This window comes from Bradyrhizobium sp. SZCCHNR1053, assembly GCF_032381235.1.
In the GTDB taxonomy this organism is placed as follows: Bacteria; Pseudomonadota; Alphaproteobacteria; order Rhizobiales; family Xanthobacteraceae; genus Bradyrhizobium.
Genome location: NZ_JAUHJM010000009.1, coordinates 32,285 through 53,969, shown reverse-complemented (window position 1 = coordinate 53,969; position 21,685 = coordinate 32,285). Strand labels below are relative to the sequence as shown.

At 63.6% G+C, this 21,685-nt stretch carries 20 protein-coding genes; 5 read left to right on the top strand and 15 right to left on the bottom strand.

What is annotated here, in order from left to right:
- Positions 1-23 precede the first annotated feature (23 nt).
- The gene (locus QX051_RS20575) at positions 24-851 is read left to right on the top strand and encodes a MetQ/NlpA family ABC transporter substrate-binding protein (RefSeq protein WP_315777391.1); all 828 of its coding nucleotides are present in this window, start codon (positions 24-26) and stop codon (positions 849-851) included.
- Between the two features lie 58 nt (positions 852-909).
- Here QX051_RS20575 and QX051_RS20570 read toward each other — a convergent pair whose 3' ends face one another.
- The 4 genes from QX051_RS20570 to QX051_RS20555 form a co-directional block, all read right to left on the bottom strand.
- A complete protein-coding gene (locus tag QX051_RS20570) occupies positions 910-1,764 on the bottom strand; it encodes an NADPH-dependent oxidoreductase (protein ID WP_315777390.1) in 855 nt (284 codons plus the stop codon).
- 135 nt (positions 1,765-1,899) lie between these two features.
- A complete protein-coding gene (locus QX051_RS20565; RefSeq protein WP_315777389.1) occupies positions 1,900-3,129 on the bottom strand; it encodes an LLM class flavin-dependent oxidoreductase in 1,230 nt (409 codons plus the stop codon).
- Entirely contained in the window at positions 3,126-3,500 is a 375-nt protein-coding gene (locus QX051_RS20560; RefSeq protein ID WP_315777388.1) for a ferredoxin family protein, read from the bottom strand. The genes QX051_RS20565 and QX051_RS20560 overlap by 4 nt, the downstream gene beginning before the upstream one ends.
- Entirely contained in the window at positions 3,497-5,092 is a 1,596-nt protein-coding gene (locus QX051_RS20555; RefSeq protein ID WP_315777387.1) for an FAD-binding protein, read from the bottom strand. Before QX051_RS20555 ends, QX051_RS20560 begins: the two co-directional genes overlap by 4 nt.
- A gap of 448 nt (positions 5,093-5,540) precedes the next feature.
- Here QX051_RS20555 and QX051_RS20550 point away from each other — a divergent pair, with 448 nt between their 5' ends.
- The gene (locus tag QX051_RS20550) at positions 5,541-6,965 is read left to right on the top strand and encodes an FAD/NAD(P)-binding protein (RefSeq protein WP_315739245.1); all 1,425 of its coding nucleotides are present in this window, start codon (positions 5,541-5,543) and stop codon (positions 6,963-6,965) included.
- Here the strand turns inward: QX051_RS20550 and QX051_RS20545 are convergent.
- The 5 genes from QX051_RS20545 to QX051_RS20525 all read right to left on the bottom strand — a co-directional run bounded on the left by QX051_RS20545 (position 6,947) and on the right by QX051_RS20525 (position 11,733).
- Entirely contained in the window at positions 6,947-7,723 is a 777-nt protein-coding gene (locus QX051_RS20545; protein ID WP_315739244.1) for a MetQ/NlpA family ABC transporter substrate-binding protein, read from the bottom strand. The genes QX051_RS20550 and QX051_RS20545 overlap by 19 nt on opposite strands.
- A 257-nt stretch (positions 7,724-7,980) precedes the next feature.
- The gene (locus QX051_RS20540; RefSeq protein WP_315739243.1) at positions 7,981-8,763 is read right to left on the bottom strand and encodes a class II aldolase/adducin family protein; all 783 of its coding nucleotides are present in this window, start codon (positions 8,761-8,763) and stop codon (positions 7,981-7,983) included.
- A 184-nt stretch (positions 8,764-8,947) separates the two neighbouring features.
- Positions 8,948-9,613 carry a methionine ABC transporter permease gene (locus QX051_RS20535; protein WP_315739241.1) on the bottom strand — a complete coding sequence of 222 codons (666 nt, stop codon included), beginning with the start codon at positions 9,611-9,613 and terminating at the stop codon, positions 8,948-8,950.
- Positions 9,603-10,724, bottom strand: a complete 1,122-nt coding sequence (locus QX051_RS20530; protein ID WP_315777386.1) for a methionine ABC transporter ATP-binding protein — start codon at positions 10,722-10,724, stop codon at positions 9,603-9,605. Before QX051_RS20530 ends, QX051_RS20535 begins: the two co-directional genes overlap by 11 nt.
- Positions 10,725-10,887: 163 nt before the next feature.
- On the bottom strand, positions 10,888-11,733 hold the full coding sequence (locus QX051_RS20525; protein WP_315777385.1) for a CmcJ/NvfI family oxidoreductase: 846 nt from the start codon (positions 11,731-11,733) through the stop codon (positions 10,888-10,890).
- A gap of 388 nt (positions 11,734-12,121) precedes the next feature.
- On the opposite strand from QX051_RS20525, the gene QX051_RS20520 reads away from it, so the two are divergent.
- Positions 12,122-12,403 (top strand): hypothetical protein, encoded by a 282-nt coding sequence (locus QX051_RS20520; RefSeq protein ID WP_315777384.1) that lies wholly within the window; start codon positions 12,122-12,124, stop codon positions 12,401-12,403.
- A gap of 53 nt (positions 12,404-12,456) precedes the next feature.
- Here the strand turns inward: QX051_RS20520 and QX051_RS20515 are convergent, their stop codons facing one another.
- The 3 genes from QX051_RS20515 to QX051_RS20505 form a co-directional block, all read right to left on the bottom strand.
- Positions 12,457-13,395 (bottom strand): TauD/TfdA family dioxygenase, encoded by a 939-nt coding sequence (locus QX051_RS20515; protein ID WP_315777383.1) that lies wholly within the window; start codon positions 13,393-13,395, stop codon positions 12,457-12,459.
- Positions 13,396-13,429: 34 nt separating this feature from the next.
- Positions 13,430-13,633: a hypothetical protein gene (locus tag QX051_RS20510; RefSeq protein WP_315777382.1), complete on the bottom strand. Its 204-nt coding sequence runs from the start codon at positions 13,631-13,633 to the stop codon at positions 13,430-13,432.
- Positions 13,634-14,871: 1,238 nt separating this feature from the next.
- Entirely contained in the window at positions 14,872-15,273 is a 402-nt protein-coding gene (locus tag QX051_RS20505; RefSeq protein WP_315777381.1) for a transposase, read from the bottom strand.
- 417 nt (positions 15,274-15,690) lie between these two features.
- On the opposite strand from QX051_RS20505, the gene QX051_RS20500 reads away from it, so the two are divergent.
- Both QX051_RS20500 and QX051_RS20495 read left to right on the top strand, forming a co-directional pair.
- Positions 15,691-16,224 carry a hypothetical protein gene (locus QX051_RS20500; protein ID WP_315777380.1) on the top strand — a complete coding sequence of 178 codons (534 nt, stop codon included), beginning with the start codon at positions 15,691-15,693 and terminating at the stop codon, positions 16,222-16,224.
- A gap of 2 nt (positions 16,225-16,226) precedes the next feature.
- On the top strand, positions 16,227-17,969 hold the full coding sequence (locus tag QX051_RS20495; RefSeq protein WP_315777379.1) for a hypothetical protein: 1,743 nt from the start codon (positions 16,227-16,229) through the stop codon (positions 17,967-17,969).
- Between the two features lie 260 nt (positions 17,970-18,229).
- On the opposite strand, the gene QX051_RS20490 is transcribed toward QX051_RS20495, so the two are convergent.
- The 3 genes from QX051_RS20490 to QX051_RS20480 form a co-directional block, all read right to left on the bottom strand.
- Positions 18,230-18,739, bottom strand: a complete 510-nt coding sequence (locus QX051_RS20490; protein ID WP_315777378.1) for a hypothetical protein — start codon at positions 18,737-18,739, stop codon at positions 18,230-18,232.
- A 255-nt stretch (positions 18,740-18,994) separates the two neighbouring features.
- The gene (locus QX051_RS20485; RefSeq protein ID WP_315777377.1) at positions 18,995-19,915 is read right to left on the bottom strand and encodes an AEC family transporter; all 921 of its coding nucleotides are present in this window, start codon (positions 19,913-19,915) and stop codon (positions 18,995-18,997) included.
- 66 nt (positions 19,916-19,981) lie between these two features.
- Complete coding sequence (locus tag QX051_RS20480) at positions 19,982-21,565, bottom strand: ABC transporter substrate-binding protein (RefSeq protein WP_315777376.1); 1,584 nt, start codon at positions 21,563-21,565, stop codon at positions 19,982-19,984.
- Positions 21,566-21,685 lie beyond the last annotated feature (120 nt).

Here is a 21,685-nt window from a genome sequence, read left to right as displayed (position 1 = left end):
TTTGTCGAAGCTTTGGAAGTCCCATGCCTGCATTGACACGATCGCAAGTCCTCCGCCTGCTCGCCGCCTCGACGCTCTCCCTGTTCACCGTCACCAGCGCGTCGGCGCAGTCGGCCGAGAAGAAGGAGCTCAAGGTCGGCTTCGTGCCCGGCCCCTATATCGACGAATTCAAGATCGGCGTGGCGCCCGAGCTTGCAAAGAAGGGCTATCAGATCCGCTATGTCGAGTTCTCGACCGGGCTTGAGGCCAACAATGCCGTGTTCAAGAGCGAGATCGACGCCAATGTCATGCAGCACACGGTGTTCCTGAACTCCTACAATGAGCGGCAGAAGACCGATCTCACCGGCATCGTGCACGTGCCGACGCCGCCGATGGGGATCTATTCCAAGAAGCACCCGCTCGGCACCAAGATCGGCGCCGGCGCCAAGATCGCGGTGCCGAACGATCCGGTCAACCTGCAGCGCGCGCTGTGGATCCTGCGCGATCTCGGCCTGATCGAGATCCGCGACTCCAAGCCGGTCGACGTCACCGAGCTCGACGTCATCAAGAATCCCGGCGGCATCAAGATCGTCCCGCTGGAGGCCGCGCAGGCGCCGCGCGCGCTCGACGACGTCGACTTCGCCGCCGTCCAGGGCAATTTCGCGATCTTCAGCGGCCTGAAGCTGACCAACGCCTTCGCGCTGGAAAAGATGACGACGCCCTACATCAACGTGGTCGCGGTCAAGCGCGACAACGCCGACACCGCCTGGGCGAAGGACATCGTAGCGGGCTACAAGTCGCCAGGCTTCAAGGCCGCGATCCTCGCCGATCGCTTCTATGACGGCTTCACGCTGCCCGATTACATGAAGTGACCAACGGCGGCGGCCCGCGCTCGTCACGGGCCGCCGCTGATCTCGGTCGACGCCAGCTCTACTTCAATCCGAAGCCGAGCGCGCGCAGCGCCTCGGTCAGCTTGTCGCGGCCGTTGAGCGCCTTCGCCGAGCCCAGTCGGTTCAGCACGGCTTCTCGCCAGCCGACTGCAGCGATGCCCTGGCTGGTCTGGAAGTCGCGCAGCGTCTCGTCATAGGCGGCGATGCCGTGGATCTCGTCCGTCGGCGCATAGCGCTCGCGATGCAGGATCACGCTCTGGCGCAGCCGCGGCTTGACGTCCTCGTCGGCGGCCCGATCGGCATAGCCGACGCGCAGGCCGAACACGGCGAGCACGTTCGGCGGCAGGCCGAGTTCCTCGGCCACTGCCTGCGGGCGGTTGCGGATCGCGCCGATATAGACCGCGCCGAGCCCGAGCGCCTCCAGCGCCACCACGGCGTTCTGGGCTGCGAGCGCGGCATCGATGATCGCGACGAACAGCGTCTCCAGGAAATGAATGCCGTCATCGGGGCGCCCTTCCCGCCGCGCCAGCCGCTCGGCCCGCGACAGGTCGGCGAGCCAGACCAGGAACAGCGGCGCCTCGCGGATATGCTTCTGGTTGCCGGCGAACTCCGACAGCCGCTGCTTGCGCGCGGGATCCTCGACCGCGACGACGCTCCAGGTCTGCAGGTTAGAGGACGACGCGGCCGACTGCGCGGCGGCTACCAACGTCTCCACGGTGTGCGGCGGCACCGGATCAGGCCGATAGCTGCGGATCGAGCGATGCGCCAGCAACTGGCCGAGGATGTCCTCGGCGCCGGCGGCGACCGCAGGGATATGCGCGCCATAACGCTTGCGCAGCGCCGCCGTGACATCGTCTTCCGCCGCGCGCGATGTCCTCGTTTCAACAATCGTCATTCCAGTCCCTCACGTCATGCCGTGCGCTTTTCGCGCCGGCAGCCATCTCGTCCAGCTCGCACTTCGATCCGCAGCAAAGCCGACCTCGCGGACGACGGCAATCCCCATATCGCCCGCGTCGGTCGGCGCTCACGGCTACTCGGCGGCCTCCGCAGCAGCAGGATGAGCCACTGTCTCAATCACGGGTTTACGCAAGCCCGCCTGCTCCATCAGCGGCAGCACGCGGCGGCCGAAGAAGTCGAGGTCGGGCTTGAAATCGTAGAACGACAGCTGCAGGCCATCGACGCCGGCCTTCTTGAGCTGGACGAACTGCTCGACCACCTGCTCGGGGGTGCCGATCACCTCGATGTTGCCGCCGATCGCCCGGCGCTTGGGCGCATCGACGCCGACACGGCCGCGCCAGGCATGAGCGTCGCTGTCGAGCCGGTTGAAGTCGCCGACCGGATCGGCATGGGCGACGATGGCATCGTGATAGGTCCAGGTCTCGCGCTCGGTCTCGCGGCAGATCACCATCGGATTGAGCAGCGTCCGCACCTCGCGGCCGAGATCGCGCGCCGCCTGCTTGACCCTCGCCGTATGCGCCGGCAGCGCAGGAATGGCGCTCTCGAAGCTCGAGCCTGTCGGGCTGGTGATGAAGACGATGTCGGAATAGCGCGCGGCAAAGGCGATGCCGGCGTCCGAGCCGGTGGCGTTGACCAGCACCGGCCGGCCGTAGCGCGGCTTCGGCGTCACGAAGGCGCCGTTGAGCTTCCAGGACGACTGGCCGGAGAATGAGTAGTTCTCAGTGTCGCCCCACAGCCGCTGCAGCACTTCAAGAAACTCGGCGGCGAGTTCGTAGCGGCGGTCGTGATCGATCCGGCTCCAGCCGAACGCCTCGTGCTCGGCGGCGCGATAGCCGGTCACGACATTGATGCCCCAGCGCCCGTTGGAGATGTGATCGAGCGTGGCGCCATATTTGGCGAGATGCAGCGGATGCAAGGGACCGTAGAGCACGTGGATGGTCGAGACCAGGATGATGCGCCGGGTCACGCTGGTCAGCGCCGCCGTGGTCATAAACGAGTCGAGCGCCTCGCCGGTGAAGACGCCGCCATAGCCGCCCTTGGGCAGCCATTGCGACAGCGCGAACACCAGATCGAAGCCGAGATTCTCCGCAGCCAGCACCAGGTCGCGGTTGTAGTCGAAATGCCAGGACGTCGTCCGCGGCAAGGTCGACGCGCTCCAGCCGCCGGCCTGGATCGGCAGGAACAGGCCGAGCAGCAGCGGCTGCTGCAGCGCTTGCGACAACGGGCTGTCCGGCCGGTCGGCCGGTCCCGGAAAGCCGTCGAGGCCGACAAGGGCTCCTGGCCGGTGGGTGATGATGGTCATGCCGTCCTCCTGTCGTCTGCGGCGGCTGCACGCACGGTTTCGCCGGCGCGGCGAAACACCGTTTCCATCAGCCATTGCTCGTTAGGAAACTGCCGGGCCCATTCGTCCCAGCCGGAATGCTTGCGATATTGACCAAGGCGTCCCGAGGCCACCGCCTCGTCCGGCGTGACCGTGACGCGGCGGTCGCAATCGGGCGCGACGTAGATCGCATCCGCGCGGCAATAGAGTTCGCACATGAAGCAGGTCTGACAATCCTCGACCCGCGCCAGAAGCGGCGGCCCCGACGACGCGCGGTCGAGCACGTTGGTCGGGCACACCTCGACGCAGGCGCCACAGTCCGTACAGCGATCGGCAACGATGAGCTCGATCATGACGCGGCTTCCAGGGCGATTGGAGCTGCCGGCACACGGCGCGTGTCGGCTGCGATGTCGACGCGATCGAGGCCGCGGCTCACAAGCCGCACCGCGAGGTCCGGATCGACGCCGGGATGATCGAGCCTGCGATGCATCCCCCTGCTTTCGGTCCGCTGTCGCGCGGTCGCGACCGACCAGCGCGCCGTTGCGACCAGCGCCGCCGTCTCGCGCGACCGCAGCGGATCGCCGCCCGCATGGTCGGCGATCTCGCGCCAGAGCCCGTCGAGCGACCGGAGCGACGCAGCCAGCGTCGATTCCTTGCGGAACAGGTTCTTGTCGAATGGATGCATCTCGGCGCGGACGCCGGCCCTGATCGCGTCGAGATCGCCCGCTCTGCTCTGCACCCTCGGCCGCAGGCCGGCCTGTCCGAGCGGAATCAAGGACGAGGCTTTCGACCCGATGCTGCGCGCCAGTCGCGCGGCGGCCTGCCCGGCACGGACGCCCGACGACAGCGCCCAGGCCGAATTGATGCTGCAGCCGCCGGAGATCGCACCGGCAACCTTCTCGCGCGAGGCGTTGTCGCCGGCGACGAACAGCCCCGGCACGGCAGTACGCCCATCGAGATCGTCGACCCTGACGCCGCCGAGACCGCGGATCGTGCCGTCATTGTGCAGCATGACCTCGAAGCGATCGCGCCAGGGATCGACGCCCCAGCGCTCGAACACCAGCGGCACGTTCGGCGAGATCGTGTGCAGGCGGGCCTTGATGTCGTCGGGCAGAAGATGGAGCGAGCAGAACACCGGTCCAGCAAGCATAGCCTTGGCCAACCCGATCGTCTGCTGCGGCCCGAACGGCAGATCGAGCTCGCGCCCGTCGGCGTCGTAATAAGTCGCGAACGCATAGGCCATGCTGCGCGTCATCGTCGAATGCGCCGGCGCGATCGTGTAGGCCGCGGTGAATTCCATCCCAGAGAGATCGGCGCCGGCTTCCGCCGCCAGCAGATAGCCATCGCCGGTATTGGTGCGCGACCCCAAGAGATGCGACAGGAAGCTGGTGCCGCCGGCAGCGAGCACAGTCGCACCTGCGGCGATCTGGTAAGGCCGCGCCCCATCCTGACGGCGAAAGCCTCTTGCACCGCCGATCGTGCCGTCACTGCGCGCCAGCAGTTCCAGCACTGGCGAATGGTCAAGGATCGTGACGCCATGATCACGCGCAAAGGCACGCAGCGCCCGCATGTATTCGGGACCGCGAACCGCGCGATAGTTGGTCTGCCCGTCATCGTCGATGCCGAACGCGTAGTGGCTCGCGAGCGTTGGCAATGTCCGCCAAGTCTCCGCGATGATCCCATGCATCCACGCGGCTTCGCCGAGACCGAGACCCGCGATGACACGCTGGCTGACGGCTTGCTCGCGCGCCTGCGGCGGCACCCACCAGTGACCGGGGCCGGCCGCGGCCGTGACGCCGCTGGTGCCGCAATAGCCCTTGTCGACGAGGATCACCCGCGCACCGGCGCGCGCGGCCGAGACCGCAGCCCAGGCACCGGCCATGCCGCCGCCGATGACGAGCACGTCGGCGGTGAGCGATGGTGGATCCGGCCCTGAAGCAGTCACGGCGACACCGGATGTGTCATCCGCAAAGCGCGCGCTCCCGTTCGTTCTGCCGGCGTGGCCTGCGCAACCATGTTCCGAACTCCGCTGCCGTGCGCAAACGACGCACGCGCGCGATCATGGTCAACCAGTGCGGCGCCGCTGGCAATTTCAGAGTTGCGCGATTTTCAAACGCTCTGTTCTCGCCGCGATCCTTGATCGGAGAAGATTTCGGTCGAGTGTTCCAGGCTTCCATCGCCGCCCGGCGCGCCAGCCGGATGCAAATAATATTTCTATCGCAGCGTCGCTCATGACGACACACTTGCGACAGCAATCTGTATGTTCTTGGAACACCATCGGTCGGAACGCGCCAACAAGTAGAATATTCGTCTTTCCGAATCCGGCCGATGTTTTACGTGCTAGACTACAAACGTAGCACATCGTCCGCGCGCGAGAGAAAAGGCATCTTTGCATGGGCCGTTTTCCAGAACGACACGTGATCATCGTCGGCGGCGGCGCATCCGGCGTCCTTCTGGCCTATCAGCTGCTGCAACGCCCGAAGTCCGATATCCGGGTCACCTTGATCGAGAAGCGTTCGGAGGTCGGTCGCGGGCTGGCCTATCACACCGGCAATGCTGATCACCTGCTCAACGTGCGCGCTGCCAACATGAGTGCGCTGCCCGATGATCCCGACCATTTCTGGCGCTGGCTGTCGGCGCACGAGCATGGCCTGCGGCTTTGTCCCGATCCGTTCTGCTTCGTGCCTCGCCGCCTTTATGGCGACTACATCGCCAGCCTGATCGCGCCGTTCCTGGAGACCGAGGACGGCGCCCGGCGTCTCAGCATTATCCGTGGCGAATGCACCGCGGTGAGCGAGGGCGCCCACACCGTCACCGTGAGCCTCGCCGACGGAACGCGACAAGTCGGCGACGTCGCGGTGTTCGCCACCGGCCATGACGCCGCCATCCCGCGCTCGGCCTGGCATGCCGATCCCTGGATCTCGCCGTCCGTTCCCGGCTTCAGCCAGGATTCGCCGGTGCTCATCCTCGGCGCTGGCCTGACCATGACGGACTACGTGCTGTCGCTGCTGCGTGAGGGCCATCGCGGCCCGATCCTCGCGATCTCGCGCCGCGGCCTGATGGCCAAGGGACATCGGCGTATCACTCCCTGCAAGATCAGCGAGGATGAGGTTCCGTTCGGTGCGCGCGGCAGCGTTCTGCTGCGCTGGTTCCGGCAGCGGATCGCCGCCCACATCGCCGAGGGTGGCGACTGGCGCGGCGTCATCGACGCCGTCAGGCCGTTCAGCCATCGGCTGTGGCAGGACTTGCCGCTGGCGTCCAAGCGCAGCTTCCTGGAGCATGCGCGGGCATGGTGGGATGTGCATCGGCACCGCATGGCGCCCGAGGTGGAGAAGCGCATCGCGCAGGCGATCGCGGACGGCCAGCTTCGGGTCGCCGCCGCCAAGCTCGTCAAGATCGACGGTGGGACGCAAGGCGCCCGCGCGCATTATCGCCGGCGTGGCCGCAGCGAGATCGAGACGCTCGAGGTCGGTGCCGTGATCGACTGCACGGGGATCGTCAGGGACCCCCGCGCCACCGCCAATCCTGCGGTCCGCAGCCTGTTCGATCAGGGGCTGGCGCGTTGCGATCCGCTGCGGATCGGCATCGAGGTCACGGCGGATTGCGCCATCGTCGGTGCCGATGGCACGCCGTCACAGCGCCTGTTCGCGATCGGCCCGCTGACTCGCGCCGCCTTCTGGGAGATCATCGCGATCCCGGACATCCGAAGCCAGTGCGCCGATCTGGCGGACCGGCTATTGCAGGCCCGCCCGATCGTCGGGTCGCCGCGCGATGCGCCGGCGTTGGCGGCGGTTGCCGATCACCAGGTCGCGATGTAGGTGCCCTTGAAGCGCGTCTCCAGGAACGCCTTGACCGGCTCGGAGTGGTAGGCCTCGATCAGCTGCTTGACCCAGGGCTTGTCCTTGTCCTCCTCGCGCACCGCGAGGATGTTGACCCAGGGCCCCTCGGCATTCTCGCGCGCGATCGCATCTTTGGCGGGATTGAGCCCGGCCTGGACGGCGTAGTTGTTGTTGATCGAGACGAGATCGACATCGGCCAGCGCGCGCGGCAGCTGCGCCGCGTCGAGCTCGACGAATTTCAGCTTCTTCGGATTGTCGGTGATGTCGACCACTGTCGAGGCGACATTGCTCGGATCCTTCAGCTTGATGACACCGTGCAGCGCAAGGATCATCAACCCGCGCGCGCCGTTCGACGGATCATTGGCGATCGCGACCTTGGCGCCTTCCGGAAGCTCGGCCAGCGTCTTGTATTTCTGCGAATACACGCCCTGCGGCGAGGCGATGGTGGTCGCGACCTTGACGATCTTCCATCCGGTCTTGGAGATCTGGTTCTTCAGATAGGGCTCGTGCTGGAACGAGTTCGCCTCGAGATCCTTCAACGCCAGCGCCTGGTTTGGAATCACGTAGTCGGTGAACTCGACGACCTTGATGTCGAGCCCGCGCTCGGCAGCGACCTTCTTCACGACGTCGATGATTTCGGCATGCGGCCCGGCGGTCACGCCGACGCGGATGGCTTCCGCTTGTGCGGGAAGGATCAACGACACAAGGGCGGCAATGGCAACAATGGGAAGGCGCATTCAAGTCTCCAACGAAACAACCTAGTTTCGTTGCTCACTAGCGCCGCAACAGCCGGGCCGCAATCGCAGGTGCGAACAAAGCAATGGACGCGCTCTCGCGGCTGATCATTGCGTGCAAATGTTCTTTCTTCTCAGCCATTCTGATCGATTCATTCTCTCAACCTGTAGCCCGGATGAGCGAAGCGACATCCGGGCTCACACGAGGCGTGGAGAAGAACCCGCATGTCGCTGGCGCTCATGCGGGCTACTGATGTTCTTCAGTTGAACAGATCCGGCTCCTGCGCCGTGATCCAGTCCCACAGCGGCTGGAAGCTGAAATAGCCACCCTTGTGGGTGCCGACCTGCCCCGCCGTCAGCTTGGCGATCTCGTGCGGGATCGGCTTGGTGGGACCGGCGGCCTCGGCCAACAATTGCGTGCGCGCGGCATTGTCCATCGCGATGTACCACCACGCTACAGCCTCGATGGTCGGGCCGACAGTCAGCAACCCGTGATTTTGCAGGATCGCGGCCTTCTTCGTCCCCAACGCCTGGGCGATTTTTCTGCCCTCATCGGCATCGAGCACGACGCCGGTGAACGGGTCGAACAGCACGTGATCCCCGTAGAAGGCGCAGGAATCCTGCGTCAGGGGATCGAGCAGTCGGCCGAGCGTGGACCACGCCTTGCCATAGGTCGAATGCGTATGCGCGGCGGCGATCACATGCGGATGCGCCGCATGGATCGCGGAGTGAATGACGAAGCCGGCCTGGTTGATCGGCCTGTCGCCGATCAGGATGTTGCCATCGTGATCGACGAGTTGCAGGTCGGACACCTTGATCTGGCTGAAATGCGCCGACAGCGGATTGATCCAGAACCGGTCGGGGAATTCCGGATCGCGCACGGTCACGTGGCCGGCCAGGCCCTGGTCGAAACCGTAGCGGGCAAACAGGCGGAAGGTCGCCGCAAGGCGCTGCTTGCGATGAAGCCGCTCCTCCGCGAACGTGGCGGCGGGCTGGCGCTCGACGAGCGCAAACTTCCTGGGTTTTTCGACGAGCGTATTCATGTCCGTTGACCTCTTGCCTCGAGCGCGCGCGTCCATCGCGCGGTCAACTCGTTAGGCTGATGGTAGAACGAACCGCGCGAGACGATCTTTTCAAAGATCGCGGTTCACCGGAAATGCCGGCGAGCCCTCGTTTCCCACGTCAACCGAAAACATCTCCGCCGCGCCGTCGCAGCGCAATCTCTGCTCAGCGCTGCCGCAGCCTCCGATTGAGCCGGCGCGCGAGATGATCACCGACGGTCTGCACCGTCTGCACCAGCGCGATCAGGACGACGACCACGGCCAGCATCATCTCCGGCATGAAGCGCTGATAGCCGTAGCGAATGCCGAGGTCGCCGAGACCGCCGCCGCCGACCGCGCCGACCATCGCGGAATAGCCGAGCAGGCTGACCACAGCGAGCGTCAGCGCCAGCACGAGGCCCGGCAGGGCTTCCGGGATCAGCACCTTGAACACGATCTGCAGCGGCGTCGCGCCGAACGAGGACGCGGTCTCGATCAGGCCGCCATCGACCTCGCGGATCGCCGCCTCGACCAGCCGCGCGATGAACGGCGTCGCCGCCACCGTCAGCGGCACGATCGCAGCCCCCGAGCCGATCGACGTGCCGGCGACGAGGCGCGTGAACGGGATGATGGCGACGACCAGGATGATGAAGGGCGTCGAGCGCGTGGCGTTGACGACGACGCCAAGGATCGCGTTGGCCGCGGGCGCTGCGAACAACTCCCCCGCGCGGCTCGTCGCAAGGAAGACGCCGAGCGGCAACCCGAGCGAGGTCGCGACCAACGCCGCGGTCGAGACCATGAACAGGCTCTCGCCGGTGGCCTGGATGATCAGGTTGATGAGCTCAGGAGACATAGCCGAGACGCTCCGCTGCGAAGCGATGCTGTGAGAGATAGGCCAGCGTCTGCCGTGCCGCCGCTTCCCCGCCGGGAATGCCGAGGATCAGCGAGCCGACATGCTGGCCGCCGATCTCGTCGATCCGCGCCGACAGCAGCGCGACGTCGATCGACAGCTCGCGTGCCAGCCGCGCCACCAGCGTGTCGCCGGCATCCGAGCCGCGCACCTGGACGCGGAGCACCGTCTGTCCGATCGGCACAAGCTCCTGCACGAGCCGGCTCGCCAGCGACACCGGCACGGCATCGCCGAGCACCTCGGCCAGGAAGGTCTGCGTGGTCGGATGCTTCGGATGGGTGAAGATGTCGGCGACATGGCCGCGCTCGACGACACGCCCATCATCGATCACGACGACTTCCTTGGCGAGCTGGCGGACCACGGACATCTCGTGGGTGATCAGGATGATGGTGACGCCGAGCTCGCGATTGATGTTGGCGAGCAGGTCGAGAATCGCCCGCGTCGTCTGCGGATCGAGCGCCGACGTCGCCTCATCGGACAGCAGCACGTTCGGCCGCGTCGCCAGCGCGCGCGCAATGCCGATGCGCTGCTTCTGACCGCCGGACAACTCCGCCGGGTAGCGATCATGCTTGTCGGCGATGTCGACCAGCTCCAGCAGCTCGGCGACCCGCGTCCTGATGTCGGCCTTCGACCAGCCGGCGATCTCGAGCGGGAGTGCGATGTTGTCGGAGGCCGTGCGCGACGACAGCAGGTTGAAGTGCTGGAAGATCATGCCGATCGAACGCTGCGCCAGCCGGAGCGCCTGGCCGCGCAGAGCCGAGATGTCGCGTCCATCGACGACCACCCGTCCCGCCGTCGGCTTCTCCAGCCCATTGATCAGCCTGACGAGGCTCGACTTGCCGGCGCCGGACCGTCCGATCACGCCGGTGATGGAGCCCCGCGCGATCGCGAAGTCAATATCCTTGAGCGCCTCGACATCCGGCTTGTCGCGATAGGCGGGATAGATCTTCGACAGTCCCTCGAAGCGAACCATCGGCTCGGCGACGAGAGACGAAGGGATGAGACCGGCCGGCACGACCGGCTCGGCGATCCCCAGGGTTGGGTGGGCATTCATGGACTGACCTTGGACTGACCTTGGCTTCAGATGCTGCAGCGCACTCGAATTGCGCTCACCATCGCCTGCGATCAGTCCAGAGGCAATTTCAGAAAATGCCCCCAAGTTGGACGAAGCTTCTCACGGCGTCACCGTCCGTGAAACGTCATCCTCCTGCTCACGTTCAATCGAAGTGGAACACCAGCATCCGCAATTCGATGCTCTCGCGCGGTGGCGCATCGGTCGGCGTCGTCGGGTCGACGAAGGCGGTATGCGGTCCGAACCGCGTGCGCCCGTCGGTCGCCGAATCGTAGCACTTCAGCAGCAGCGCCTCGTCGGGTGTCATGTCCGGGAAATAGAACCAGCGATGAACGGGATTGTACGTGACGGAGTAGATCTCGCCGTTGCGGTTGGGATAGATCAGGTCGGACGCGACCAGATCATCCGGCGCGACCGTGGTCCCGTCGCACATCGCCAGCGGCGTGTCGCGCAACGGCCCGATGATTGGCCGCCACAGGTTGATCACCTGAACCCGCCCGCGCAGCAGGTCCTCCGCCTCGGCGCCGAGATGCTCACGCACCCGGTTGGCACCCGACGTCGCGGTCTGGTCCACATGCACGCGCGTCGCCGGCTGGCGCGGCCCGCCGTCACGGACGTCGGGAGCACCGGCCACACGCTTGCGCAGAGTGTGGTCGAAGATCACGACGCGATCGGCGCGCAAGGTCGCACGAATGAAGGCCTCCGCCGCCGGATAATAGATGCTACGGATTTCCTTCTCGTTGGTGAAGTCACGCACGACTGTGGGGTGTCGCACCAGCGCAAAGCCCTCGCCGTCGAGCGAGAATGATTGCGCGATCGGGCGGCCGTTGAACACCGGCACCTGACGGGGCTCCGGCAGCGCAGTCGATTTCGGCTCGCCCGGCGGCGGGTCGAACGCATAGGTGCGCGGCTTGCCCGCGGTGGGCGCCAGATAGTTCAGCTCGGCGAGAACGAAGGGCAACGCTTCGATCTTTCTCTCGACCAGGCTCATGGATGTCTCCGGGCAGTTTCATGCGATTGCATGTAGCTTGATCGGCGCCGGCGATCAGAACAAGCCGGCGCCCGAAATAGCAACGCTCCTGCTTTCGCTGCGGCCCGGCGTAGCAAGGAATTGCTCGTCGAACACAGTGCTAGACCGAAGTTTTCTTCTGTGTATCGCGTCCTGCGCCAGGACATGGCTGGCATGACATCACCGCAGCCAGACTCGGCGCCATCGGGTCCCTTGCATTCGGGTCACGCCGCCCGCGCAGAACAATTCTTGCTCGATCAGCCTGAAAATCGCGCGACCCATTTTATTGACGCCATGCGGCGTCCTTCTACACTCAGCATCAGAGCACCAACGCGCCCCGCGCCGAACAGACACGATCCGACGCCACCGCATGTCAGCCGCACCTCCGCAGGTCTTCGCCATCGATCTTGGCCGGCGCCCGGCCTTCGTGTTCGCCGCGAATGATCACGACATGGCGCAGAACCTGGTGCGGTCACCGCGATTGCTCCACGCGATCGACGCTTTCTGCCGGCTGAGGCGTCCTGCCCAGGCCGAACGGCTTGCGCTCCGCGGAGCAACCGACGACGAGGCCGCCGTCTATCGCGACCGCGCCGACGAGCTTGCCGACGGGGCGATCTCCCGCCTTCTCCTGGTTCATATCAGCCCGGACTGACATCGCAGGGAGCGCAGGCCCGTTCGGGCCCGCGCCTGTGCAGCGCGACCGCCCTACTCCGCGGCCTCGCTGAGCCCAAGCCGCGCCCGCGGCACCTCGCCGGTCACCACCGACACACGCTCGCCCCAGCGCTCTTCGGGATAGTAGTCCCACACCGCATGATGTTGGCTCGCCCAATTGTCCCAAACCAGCAGCGAGTTCGGCCGCCACTGCACCCGCGTCTGCAGTGCAAGCTGGCCTTCGATGTGACGGAACAGGAGCTGCAGCAGCGCATCGCTCTCGCGCCGGGTTAGCTGCACGATGTGCGAGGTAAAGGACGCATTGACGTACAGGAACTTGCGGCCGGTACGCGGATGAGTCACGACCACCGGATGCTCGGATACCGGATAGGTCTTGCCGGGATCGGGCTTGGCGCCATAACCGGCGGTCCAGGCCAATGATCCATCATGGATGGCCGTGAGGCCATCCAGCAGCTGCTTGATCGGATCCGACAGGAATTCATGGGCCAGATACATGTTGGCGAAGGCCGTGTCGCCGCCGAGCGGCGGCGTCTTGGTCACACGAAGCAGCGAGACCGCAATCGGGCTGGGATCGCAGGACACGTCCGGATGCCAGCCGTCACCGGCGGTGAAGCGCGAATTCGCATCGGTCTTCCACGACAGGAATTCCGGATCGAACGGCCCGTCGTGCCGGAAGCGGGTCGCGGCCAGCTCGTGCCGGTGCAGCGACTTGCCGAAGCGGCGCGCAAAGCGCTTGTGGTCGTCTTTCGAGATCTCCTGATCGCGGAACACGATCGCAAGATTCTCATCGAGCGCGCGGTGGATTTCCGCGAACTGCTCGTCCGGCAGATCCTTGGTGAGATCGGCGCCGCCGATCTCGGCGCCGACCGTCGGACTGAGCTGCCGCACCTCGATCGTGCGATACGGTTCGCGCCGGGCGCCATTCCAGGCCTGGATGGCGAGCTTGTCGTTGAAGTCCCTGTAGAAGCTCATGACTTATCTTTCTCGAAAGTTGCGATGTGGGAGATCAGATGACCGCGCGGCGCAGGCGTCCTCCGCCGGCCGCGACGAGCGCACGGGCCGCGCGTTCGGCCTCGCGCGCGGAGGCAAAGTGCTGTCCCTCCAGGCTGTCGAATACGCGTTCGGATGAGAAGAAGCTGAAGCCGCGCTCGTCGGCCGTGACGATGCCGGCGGTGCGGTTGAGGACCTCGATGATGTAGGCTTTGGACATGGCTGATCGTTCGCCGCCTGCGTGCGGCGCTCCTGTCTGATCTGCAGATGGTTGAAGGCGTTGAATTCGGCTGCAACGATCAGCAACAGGCCCCGGTCGCCGCAGAGAAACAGCGGCCGGCAAGGCGCTTGCGCACCAGGCGATCGGCTGCGGTTCGGGTTCTCATCTGGCGATCCGTGGTTGAGCGATGATGACGGGGAATATCGGCGCGAGGCGCTATGCGGTCAATGAAATGGAACTTCAAAGATTGCAAACGAGCGCATCGTTTATTTCAGAACGACACATCTCGACGCAAATAGTCGCTCGCTTATCCGGAAGCTGGGATTGAGACGGACTTGCAGATGACGCGGCGTGGGACATCGTACGACAAAAGCTTTCTCCACGTTTCAAACAGCAGGCATGGCTCGGGGATCTCGCGGCCGCATGCGCCCGAGCTTTGCATTCGTTCGACCTCTCCTTTGAAGAAGAGGCGCAGGGAAGACCGGGTATCGGCTGATACCCGCGGTCCGCGTGCAGCAGAAAAGCACGCGGCAGAACCACAGGTTCAGCCCAATATCCGGCCTTCCCTGCGCGACGGTTTGACGGGTTATAGGCGCTCTCCCCGGGGATCGGCTGTCTTGCCCCCGTCGCCGGCGGATCATCATCACCGCCGGCTTGGCATCAGCACCGCGATGCCAGGACCACACCACTTCGCCGTCGCCTCGCTCCGTTCGTCGGCGCGGGCTTTGACACCCGGCTGCGGAGCAACGCGCCCATCGCCTCCCCAGGCTCGACGCTCGTGACGATCGCGAAACGTCCCTCTTCAGCGAGCCGGGATGCGCGAGAATGTGGAGGTGATTTGCCCGACAACGCAAGTGAGGAGTCCGCGACAAACTGGCACGACGGGCAGTTGGCGCATGTAGGGCATGCGTGGATTGCTCGTCGGGCAGATGATCCATCGCACGACGACCGGGCGTCCGTGAGTCGCCTCGCCCCCGCCCCCATCGTCATGGCCATGCTCGGTCACAGCCATCCACGTCGTGGTCATCACGAAGAAGGACGTGGATGCCCGGGCCTTCGTCGCCGGCCCCGCGCTGAACGGGGCAGCGAGGGCGGTCGAGATAGCGAGCGAAGCTCACGAGTTTTATGCACTGTCACCGTAATCCCGCGCGTAATCCCGCGGTAATAGGTCGCGCGCGGCAGACCCGCCAGCGCGCAGAGGTGCTGCACGTGAACGTGGGAGTCGGCGGCCTCCGATGTCATGGCCTGGATAACTTCGATGATGCGGATGCGGGTTTGCCTTGCACGACCGGCCGCTCCAGAGCGCGCAAGGCTTGCCGAAAAAAATCGATGTCCATCTGCTGTCGGCCGACCAGCCGTTCCAGCTCGGCGATGCGCGCATTCGCCGGGGCGAGCGCCGAACGCTTGTCGTCATACGTCGCCACGGGCTTGAGCTTGCGCGGGCCGGGCTTGGGACCGCCCTTGCGGTTCAATCCCTCTGGCCCGTGCGCCTTCCACGCCTTGATCCAGTCGTGCAGAAGCTTGCGCGCTATGCCGAGGTCACGAGCGACGGGCAGAACGCCTTCGCCTCGCTCGACCCGCTTGATCGCCTTCAATTTGTAAGCCGTCGGGAACTGACGGGTCTTTCCTCGTACTGCCACAGCTCATCCCCGAAATGCCTGTCACAGAAATTATCTGTGTCTCACTTGAGGGGTGCAGTCCAGTGCAGTCCAACACTGTCACCGTAATATCGAACCCAATCCGCCATCTCTCAGTGGATGCCGGTCGCAAATCCGCCAGCCCATGGTCGACAGGACAACCTCATTTTCATTCTTTCTACTTTTGATTGCTTTTTTCTATCATTCACCTCATACTGCAACGCACATATCTCCGAAGAATTCACTTATTAGCGGCCGGACGATCCGAGCCAGCCGCACACCGACGTGCACGACACAAGGCCACTTAGTCCGCAGCATGGCCGACGCGCCTGTGACGATTAGATCCTGAAAATGATCGACCAATTTTCTTCAGTTCGCACACGACTTGGGGGAACCACTTTTATGAAGGGATTCACTGCGATGACCGAAGATTTCTCGTCGGACTCCATCAGCAAATGGGCGAAGCGGATTGCAGCAGAGATCGAACCCGAGAGCGAAGCTCTCGCGCCAATGATGATGGAGGCCTATCTGCGTGGCGGTCGAGACCGACGGCAGCTCTTTGAGAATAAAGCGGAACTCGGCGGTTTTCTGCCAGATGGCGGAGCCTTGCTTTTGCCTTTTGCTTATATGGCGCTCAGCTACATCGCAAAGGGGCTGCTCAAGCTGTATCAATCAGGCGGGCTCAGCGGAATATCCAACCTGCTGAGCATCTGGAAAAACGCCTTCGATCTCATCAAGACCCGGAAAGCACGTGAAGAAGCACATGCAGTCACGGAAACGGAGGCACGACGCAGTCTGCGCCATACCCTGGACGAGGTGCAGCGCGCTCTTAGGGAACAGGGCTTGTCGACAGATCAGTGCGAGCTGATCTGTTACCGAGTGATGATGGTGCTGCTCGACGAGCCTATCGAGGGAGCACAACTGGTCAGGACATTCCAGAGTGAAAGCGCATAGGGATGGCCGAGCCACAACGACAGAACTCCGACGCGGGTCTGCCACCGTGGCTTTTGCTATTCCTGACGTTGTTAGTCTTCGGACTTCCGCAGAGTTATCAGACGGCACGCGAAGATCTTGGCGATTTTCAGAAGATCGACGAAATGAACCGGCTGGAGCTCGCTGTAGCAAATGTCGATGATGCCAGCTCGATCGTCGCCAAAAGTGACGCTCAGCAAGTGATGCAGCATCATGCGCATTTGCTGAATTGGCTAAAAAATGGCGCATGCATCCGGTTCCGAGCGGAACTAGACCGGGCCCTTGCCGCCATTGAACAAGCGAACTTTCTCGAAGACGACCTGCGGGGCCTTTACCGTCAGCAAGTTAAACTCAAGAAAGATGCGATGGCTCTCATCTTGGAGATGCTTGACGACGACGAACGCTCCGAACTTGTGCAGATCGAGGGCAAACGACCGCCGCCGACGGCAAGCAAAGCCGAGATAATCCATTATCTGCTGGAACCGAAAGAAGACCAGCGCCAAACTATGAGCACGAATTGGCGAACGCTCGCCCCGCAGGCGCGCCCGACCTTGGACACGGGAGATCAGGGCCATATATCCATGGATGACGTATGGCGGTCACGCATCTCCCTGATCTTGAGCAAACCCGCCTTCCTTGTAGATCTAGGAATCACCTTGATCCCGATTTTCTGCTTGTTGACGGTAGCGTTTCCCCGTTGGCGAGCTTGGCACGTGGAAAGGACATTCGGGCTCCGGGAGTATCTCGGAGGGTTTCCGGAGATCGACGAACTACAGGCATTTGTAGCGACGAGCGCTCCGCGCATCGAACTGCGGGTCAACCTGCTGCATTCGGGCTATGCATTTGTCTATCCACGGAGCTATCGGCGCCCGCGCCTGGCAGTGCTCGGCGGAATGTATGTGCTTTGGAAACGTGATCCCGTGACCGCGAGGGGCATATTGCTGCATGAAATGGAGCATGTCCGCCAAGGGGACCATCTTGTCGTGGGGTATGGAAGCTTCTTCTCGGGGTATCTCAAGTGGCTGCTTGTCATCTTCATCCTAGTGATGGCGATGACCCTGATCTCCTCCATGGCGCTTTCCGTGAGATCGGTCGGTTTGCATATCGAGCACCAGGCGCAGCTCTTTGGGCGGACTGCACTGATGGCGTTATGCTCAACCGCATCTCTCTTCTTCCTGATCATGGCTTCGATCACAAAGCCGCTCGTGGCTATCTGGGCCCTGGAGCTGAACGCAGACTACGGCGGGAGCCGCGCGCAGGTCCTGCACGTCGAATGCGGCACCAAGGCGATGGGAGCCGCTGGACGGATATCCCGAATGCTGGGAACTCTGAGCCATCCGCCGGTCTGGCTGAGAGCATGGTTGATTAGGCGCGACGACTGGATGAGGAGACTACTGCGACAGATTCTCTTTCCAGCCTCGTACCCGATCGCGATCCTGATGCTCTTTCTCATGGGCTTCTTCGCGACGCTACCGGACCATGGACTACGTGCCGAGAGGGTGAAATGGCTCTTAGGCCTATCGTTGGACTCCCTTGAACGCAATTATTGGAAATTCGGCAGCATGGCGGCGCTGTTGCTGGCGTGGCCATGGCTGTCCGGCTACTGGGAGCTATTCTTCATCGGAGCAGCCCGGCAGTACAAATGGTGGGATGGAGGAAGATGGGCTGCGGCGCTACTGCTGACAATATTGGCGATTTTGGCGTGGTTTGGCGGCCGATCGTCTTGAAGCGGAGCAGGCCTGATTCGTGCGCTCGGAACGGAGGCCAACGTCCAAAGGACATTGAATTCACGCCAGATGCCACCGATGAAGAACGTCCCTCCGGCGCGATCGGCAACAAGCCGCCTGGAGCGTCAGGCTATTCAAACTCGGCGATGCGAGCATTTGCGCGCGTCAGCGCAGACCGCTTGTCGTCATAGCTTGCTGTAGCTTTGAGCTTCCGGCATTACGGTGATAGTGCACAAAACAACAAAGGCCGCGCAACGTCGTCAGATCAATACCTTGAACGAGGCCATGAACTTCCGGTCTGCCGCATCCCAGCCCTCCAGCGGTTTGCGCTTCATGACCTGCACAAGGAAGCTATGCGGTCCGGAGACCGTCGTCAGGCCGCCTCCCCATACCTTCTCACTACCATAGGTGAACCGCTTGGCCGGGAGCGTGGCGCCGTTCGCCGACTTGAACTCGGTCTTGTCGATCGACAGGAATTCGCCCGACATGCGCTCCACCAGTCCATCGAGCATGGATTGCATCATCAGGGCGGGCTTGCCTTGGATCGGCCAGGCAGCATGGAAAACGGCGAAGGCCTTGTTTCCGTCCTTGGCCAGATACGTCGTCGACGAAAGTCCCAGCAGTCCACTCGACTTTTCCTCCGGTCGCGTCGGAAACTCGACCGAGAAGAAATGCTCGGCCGGAGCGAACGCGTGGCCAGCGAAGGCCGGGGCCGGGATGACGGCGCCACCAAGAATGGCCAACAGATGGCGTCGCGATATCCCGCTCATGACGGCTTACCTCACTCCCACTCGATTATCTCGCACATGAATAAGGCTTTGATCTCCTTGGATTATACTCCGGGATCACGTCAGGACGCCGTTGGCAGAACCGGCAGATTTCTAGCATCATGACTCCACAGGAATATTTTTTCACCTGGGGCCGAGCACCCTTCGTCACCTATCGCCTGCTATCGCCAGGACGACAATGAAAAATTGCTAACCGTGAACCCTCGCGACTTGAGCAGCGGGTCTGTGCCGACTCGTCTATTGCCCGGTCGTGAGTGCGAGGACCAGAGGCATGGTCAGGACGGCAACTGCCGTTTGAAAGCTGATGATCCCGGCAGCAACGCGGTGGTCGCCTCCCAGCAGCCGCGCCATGATGTAGGCGGAGGGCGTGCATGGCAACGCGTTGAACAGGACCAGCGTGTTGAGTGGAACGCCGTTGAGGCCGACCATGCGCCCGATGCCATAGGTGGCAAGCGGGACCAGTGCCAGCTTGACCAGGCTGGATTGCAGGACCGGGCCGCCCGCGATCCGCGCTGCAGCGACATCCAGGCTGGCGCCAACTGCGAGCAGACCGAGCGGCAGCGATGCGGCGCCCAGCACGCCCAATGTCGATGCGATGGGCTTGGGGATGCCGAGGCCGCCGAGATTGGTGATCGCGCCGGCAACGACGGCGAGGATGACGGGGTTTGTCAGCACAGTCCGGGCGATGTTCGCCCGGGCGCGCGCGCCATGGCTGCCGTGCAATGCCAGGACCAGGATCGACCCGACGTTCAACACCGGAATGGTGATCGCGATGGCCAGCGCAGTGACGGACAGACCCGCCTGACCATAGAGCGCCGTCGCTGCTGCAACTCCGACATACGTATTCGGCCGGAGCGCTCCCTGAAGGACGGACGAGAACACCGGCCCAGGATGCGGGCGAACGGCGCTCCAAGCGGTGAGGAACAATCCACCGAGTGCGACCGCACCCAGCAGGACGACGGCGGTCGAATGCAACGAAATCCCGGCCAGCTCGGCTGTCGCGACCTGCATGTACATCAAGGAAGGAAACAGACAGAAGTAGTTGAGCCGCTCGCAAGGTATCCAGAACGGCTCAGCAACCAGCTGGCTGTGCCGAAGCACAGCTCCCAGCACGATGATCGCGAAGATCGGAGCAAGCGCCGTCACGATCTCGATCACGAGCAGATCACCCACAACTCCCAGCTTTCATCGAGATTTGCCAACGCCGAATTGTGCCTCGAAGACCTATTTCTCGAAATAGACGTCCGCGAAGCTGGCGTTGATCCCGGTCACACCGAGCGTGTGATTCCTGACCTTCTTGTTGAAGAGCGTCACGCCATCGGGTGCGACCAGATGGATCGCTGCCACGTCGTCATAGATCAGGTTCTGGAACTTGATCCACAGCGCTCGGCGCTTCTCGGGATCGGGCTCGACGGCGGCATCCTCGAGCAGCTGGTCAACGGCCGGATTGCTGTAGTGCGAGGCATTCGAGAACGGCAGGCCGATCTTGAAGTTCTTCGACCAGAAGGCGCGCTGAATGCCGGGCGTCGGATCAAACGTATTGGAGAGCGATTCGAGCGTGATGTCGAACTCGCGTCCGGTGTAGGCCTTGTTGATGTAGGTCGAGAAGTCGAAGAACTGGAAATCGACGGCGATGCCGAGCTTGGTCAGGGCCTGCTTGACGAAGTCGCCGGCCGCCTGCAGATTGAACGGGTTGGCATAGAGCCGGATCGGAAAGCGGGTGCCGTCCGCCTTCTTGGGATAATCGGCCTCGTCGAGCAGCTTGTTCGCCTTCGCCAGATCGAGAGGATACGGCTTGATCGAGGGATCCACGAAGTCGGCCAGGTCCGGACTGACCGCCGACGGCGCCACCTTGCCGTAGCCGAAATAGACGAAGTCGAGCAGCCGGCCATAGTCGATCGCGTGCCCGATCGCGAGCCGCACCCGCTTATCCCTGAGGATCGGATTGTCATAGTTGAAATACAGCTGGGTCATGCCGGCATTGTATTCGTAGCCGCGCGTCTCCGAGCCGAGATGCGGCAGCGCCTGCAGCCGCGCGAGGTCGGAGCGCGGTACCGGCGGCCCGCCGCCGAGATCGAGCTCGCCGGTCTCGAACGCCACCGAGCGCGCCGCCTGATCGGCGATGAAGCGGACGATGATGCGATCGAGATAGGGCTTGCCGGCATCCCAATAATTGGGATTGCGGTCGAGGATGATGTGGCTGCCCTTGACCCACTCCTTGAACACGAACGGGCCGGTGCCGATCGGCGCGCTGGCGTTCTTGTTGCCAAGCGGATCGGTGCCTTCATAGACGTGCTTCGGCACGATCGGCGACTCCGACGCATCGAGCGCCTTGAGCAGATAGGGCGCCGGCTTGGACAGCACGATGATCGCGGTCAGCGGATCGGGCGTCTGCACCTCCTGGACGAAAGCGAAGGTGCCGCGCCCGCGCGGGTGGTTCTCCTTCAGCAGCTTGATCGAATAGGCGACGTCCGCCGAGGTGAACTCCTTGCCGTCGTGCCATTTCACATTGGGACGGAGCTTGAAGCTGTAGCGCAGCCCGTCCGGCGTAACCTGCCACTCGGTCGCCAGCGCCGGTTGCGGCTTGAAGCCGAAACCGTAGGTCAAGAGGCCCTCGGTCACCTTGGGCGAAATGCGCGTGGAAGGACCGGCCGTATGGGCGATCGTCACCAGCGTGGTCGGCTCCTGCTCGACCAGGAAGCGCAACGTGCCGCCACGCGGAGCCTCGGCGTTGGCACCGGCTGGCAGTCCCAGCAGGAGCGCCAGCGCAAGACCCATCGCATGTCGACCGAGCGTACGAAAGCTCATAGGCAGCCCTCTTTTGACAAACATATTCGACGCGGGACGTCGTCGCCTGACTGGCCAGCTCTACACCAGAAGTCGCGTCAAATGCTTGCTGATGAATGCCGGGAGCGAGGAATGATCGTA

What these genes read in the sequence shown, in the direction of transcription:
- QX051_RS20575 (WP_315777391.1), top strand. Translation starts at nt 24, where the DNA reads ATGCCTGCATTGACACGATCGCAAGTCCTCCGCCTGCTCGCCGCCTCG.
- QX051_RS20570 (WP_315777390.1), bottom strand. Translation starts at nt 1,764, where the DNA reads ATGACGATTGTTGAAACGAGGACATCGCGCGCGGCGGAAGACGATGTC.
- QX051_RS20565 (WP_315777389.1), bottom strand. Translation starts at nt 3,129, where the DNA reads ATGACCATCATCACCCACCGGCCAGGAGCCCTTGTCGGCCTCGACGGC.
- QX051_RS20560 (WP_315777388.1), bottom strand. Translation starts at nt 3,500, where the DNA reads ATGATCGAGCTCATCGTTGCCGATCGCTGTACGGACTGTGGCGCCTGC.
- QX051_RS20550 (WP_315739245.1), top strand. Translation starts at nt 5,541, where the DNA reads ATGGGCCGTTTTCCAGAACGACACGTGATCATCGTCGGCGGCGGCGCA.
- QX051_RS20545 (WP_315739244.1), bottom strand. Translation starts at nt 7,723, where the DNA reads ATGCGCCTTCCCATTGTTGCCATTGCCGCCCTTGTGTCGTTGATCCTT.
- QX051_RS20540 (WP_315739243.1), bottom strand. Translation starts at nt 8,763, where the DNA reads ATGAATACGCTCGTCGAAAAACCCAGGAAGTTTGCGCTCGTCGAGCGC.
- QX051_RS20535 (WP_315739241.1), bottom strand. Translation starts at nt 9,613, where the DNA reads ATGTCTCCTGAGCTCATCAACCTGATCATCCAGGCCACCGGCGAGAGC.
- QX051_RS20530 (WP_315777386.1), bottom strand. Translation starts at nt 10,724, where the DNA reads ATGAATGCCCACCCAACCCTGGGGATCGCCGAGCCGGTCGTGCCGGCC.
- QX051_RS20525 (WP_315777385.1), bottom strand. Translation starts at nt 11,733, where the DNA reads ATGAGCCTGGTCGAGAGAAAGATCGAAGCGTTGCCCTTCGTTCTCGCC.
- QX051_RS20520 (WP_315777384.1), top strand. Translation starts at nt 12,122, where the DNA reads ATGTCAGCCGCACCTCCGCAGGTCTTCGCCATCGATCTTGGCCGGCGC.
- QX051_RS20515 (WP_315777383.1), bottom strand. Translation starts at nt 13,395, where the DNA reads ATGAGCTTCTACAGGGACTTCAACGACAAGCTCGCCATCCAGGCCTGG.
- QX051_RS20510 (WP_315777382.1), bottom strand. Translation starts at nt 13,633, where the DNA reads ATGTCCAAAGCCTACATCATCGAGGTCCTCAACCGCACCGCCGGCATC.
- QX051_RS20500 (WP_315777380.1), top strand. Translation starts at nt 15,691, where the DNA reads ATGACCGAAGATTTCTCGTCGGACTCCATCAGCAAATGGGCGAAGCGG.
- QX051_RS20495 (WP_315777379.1), top strand. Translation starts at nt 16,227, where the DNA reads ATGGCCGAGCCACAACGACAGAACTCCGACGCGGGTCTGCCACCGTGG.
- QX051_RS20490 (WP_315777378.1), bottom strand. Translation starts at nt 18,739, where the DNA reads ATGAGCGGGATATCGCGACGCCATCTGTTGGCCATTCTTGGTGGCGCC.
- QX051_RS20480 (WP_315777376.1), bottom strand. Translation starts at nt 21,565, where the DNA reads ATGAGCTTTCGTACGCTCGGTCGACATGCGATGGGTCTTGCGCTGGCG.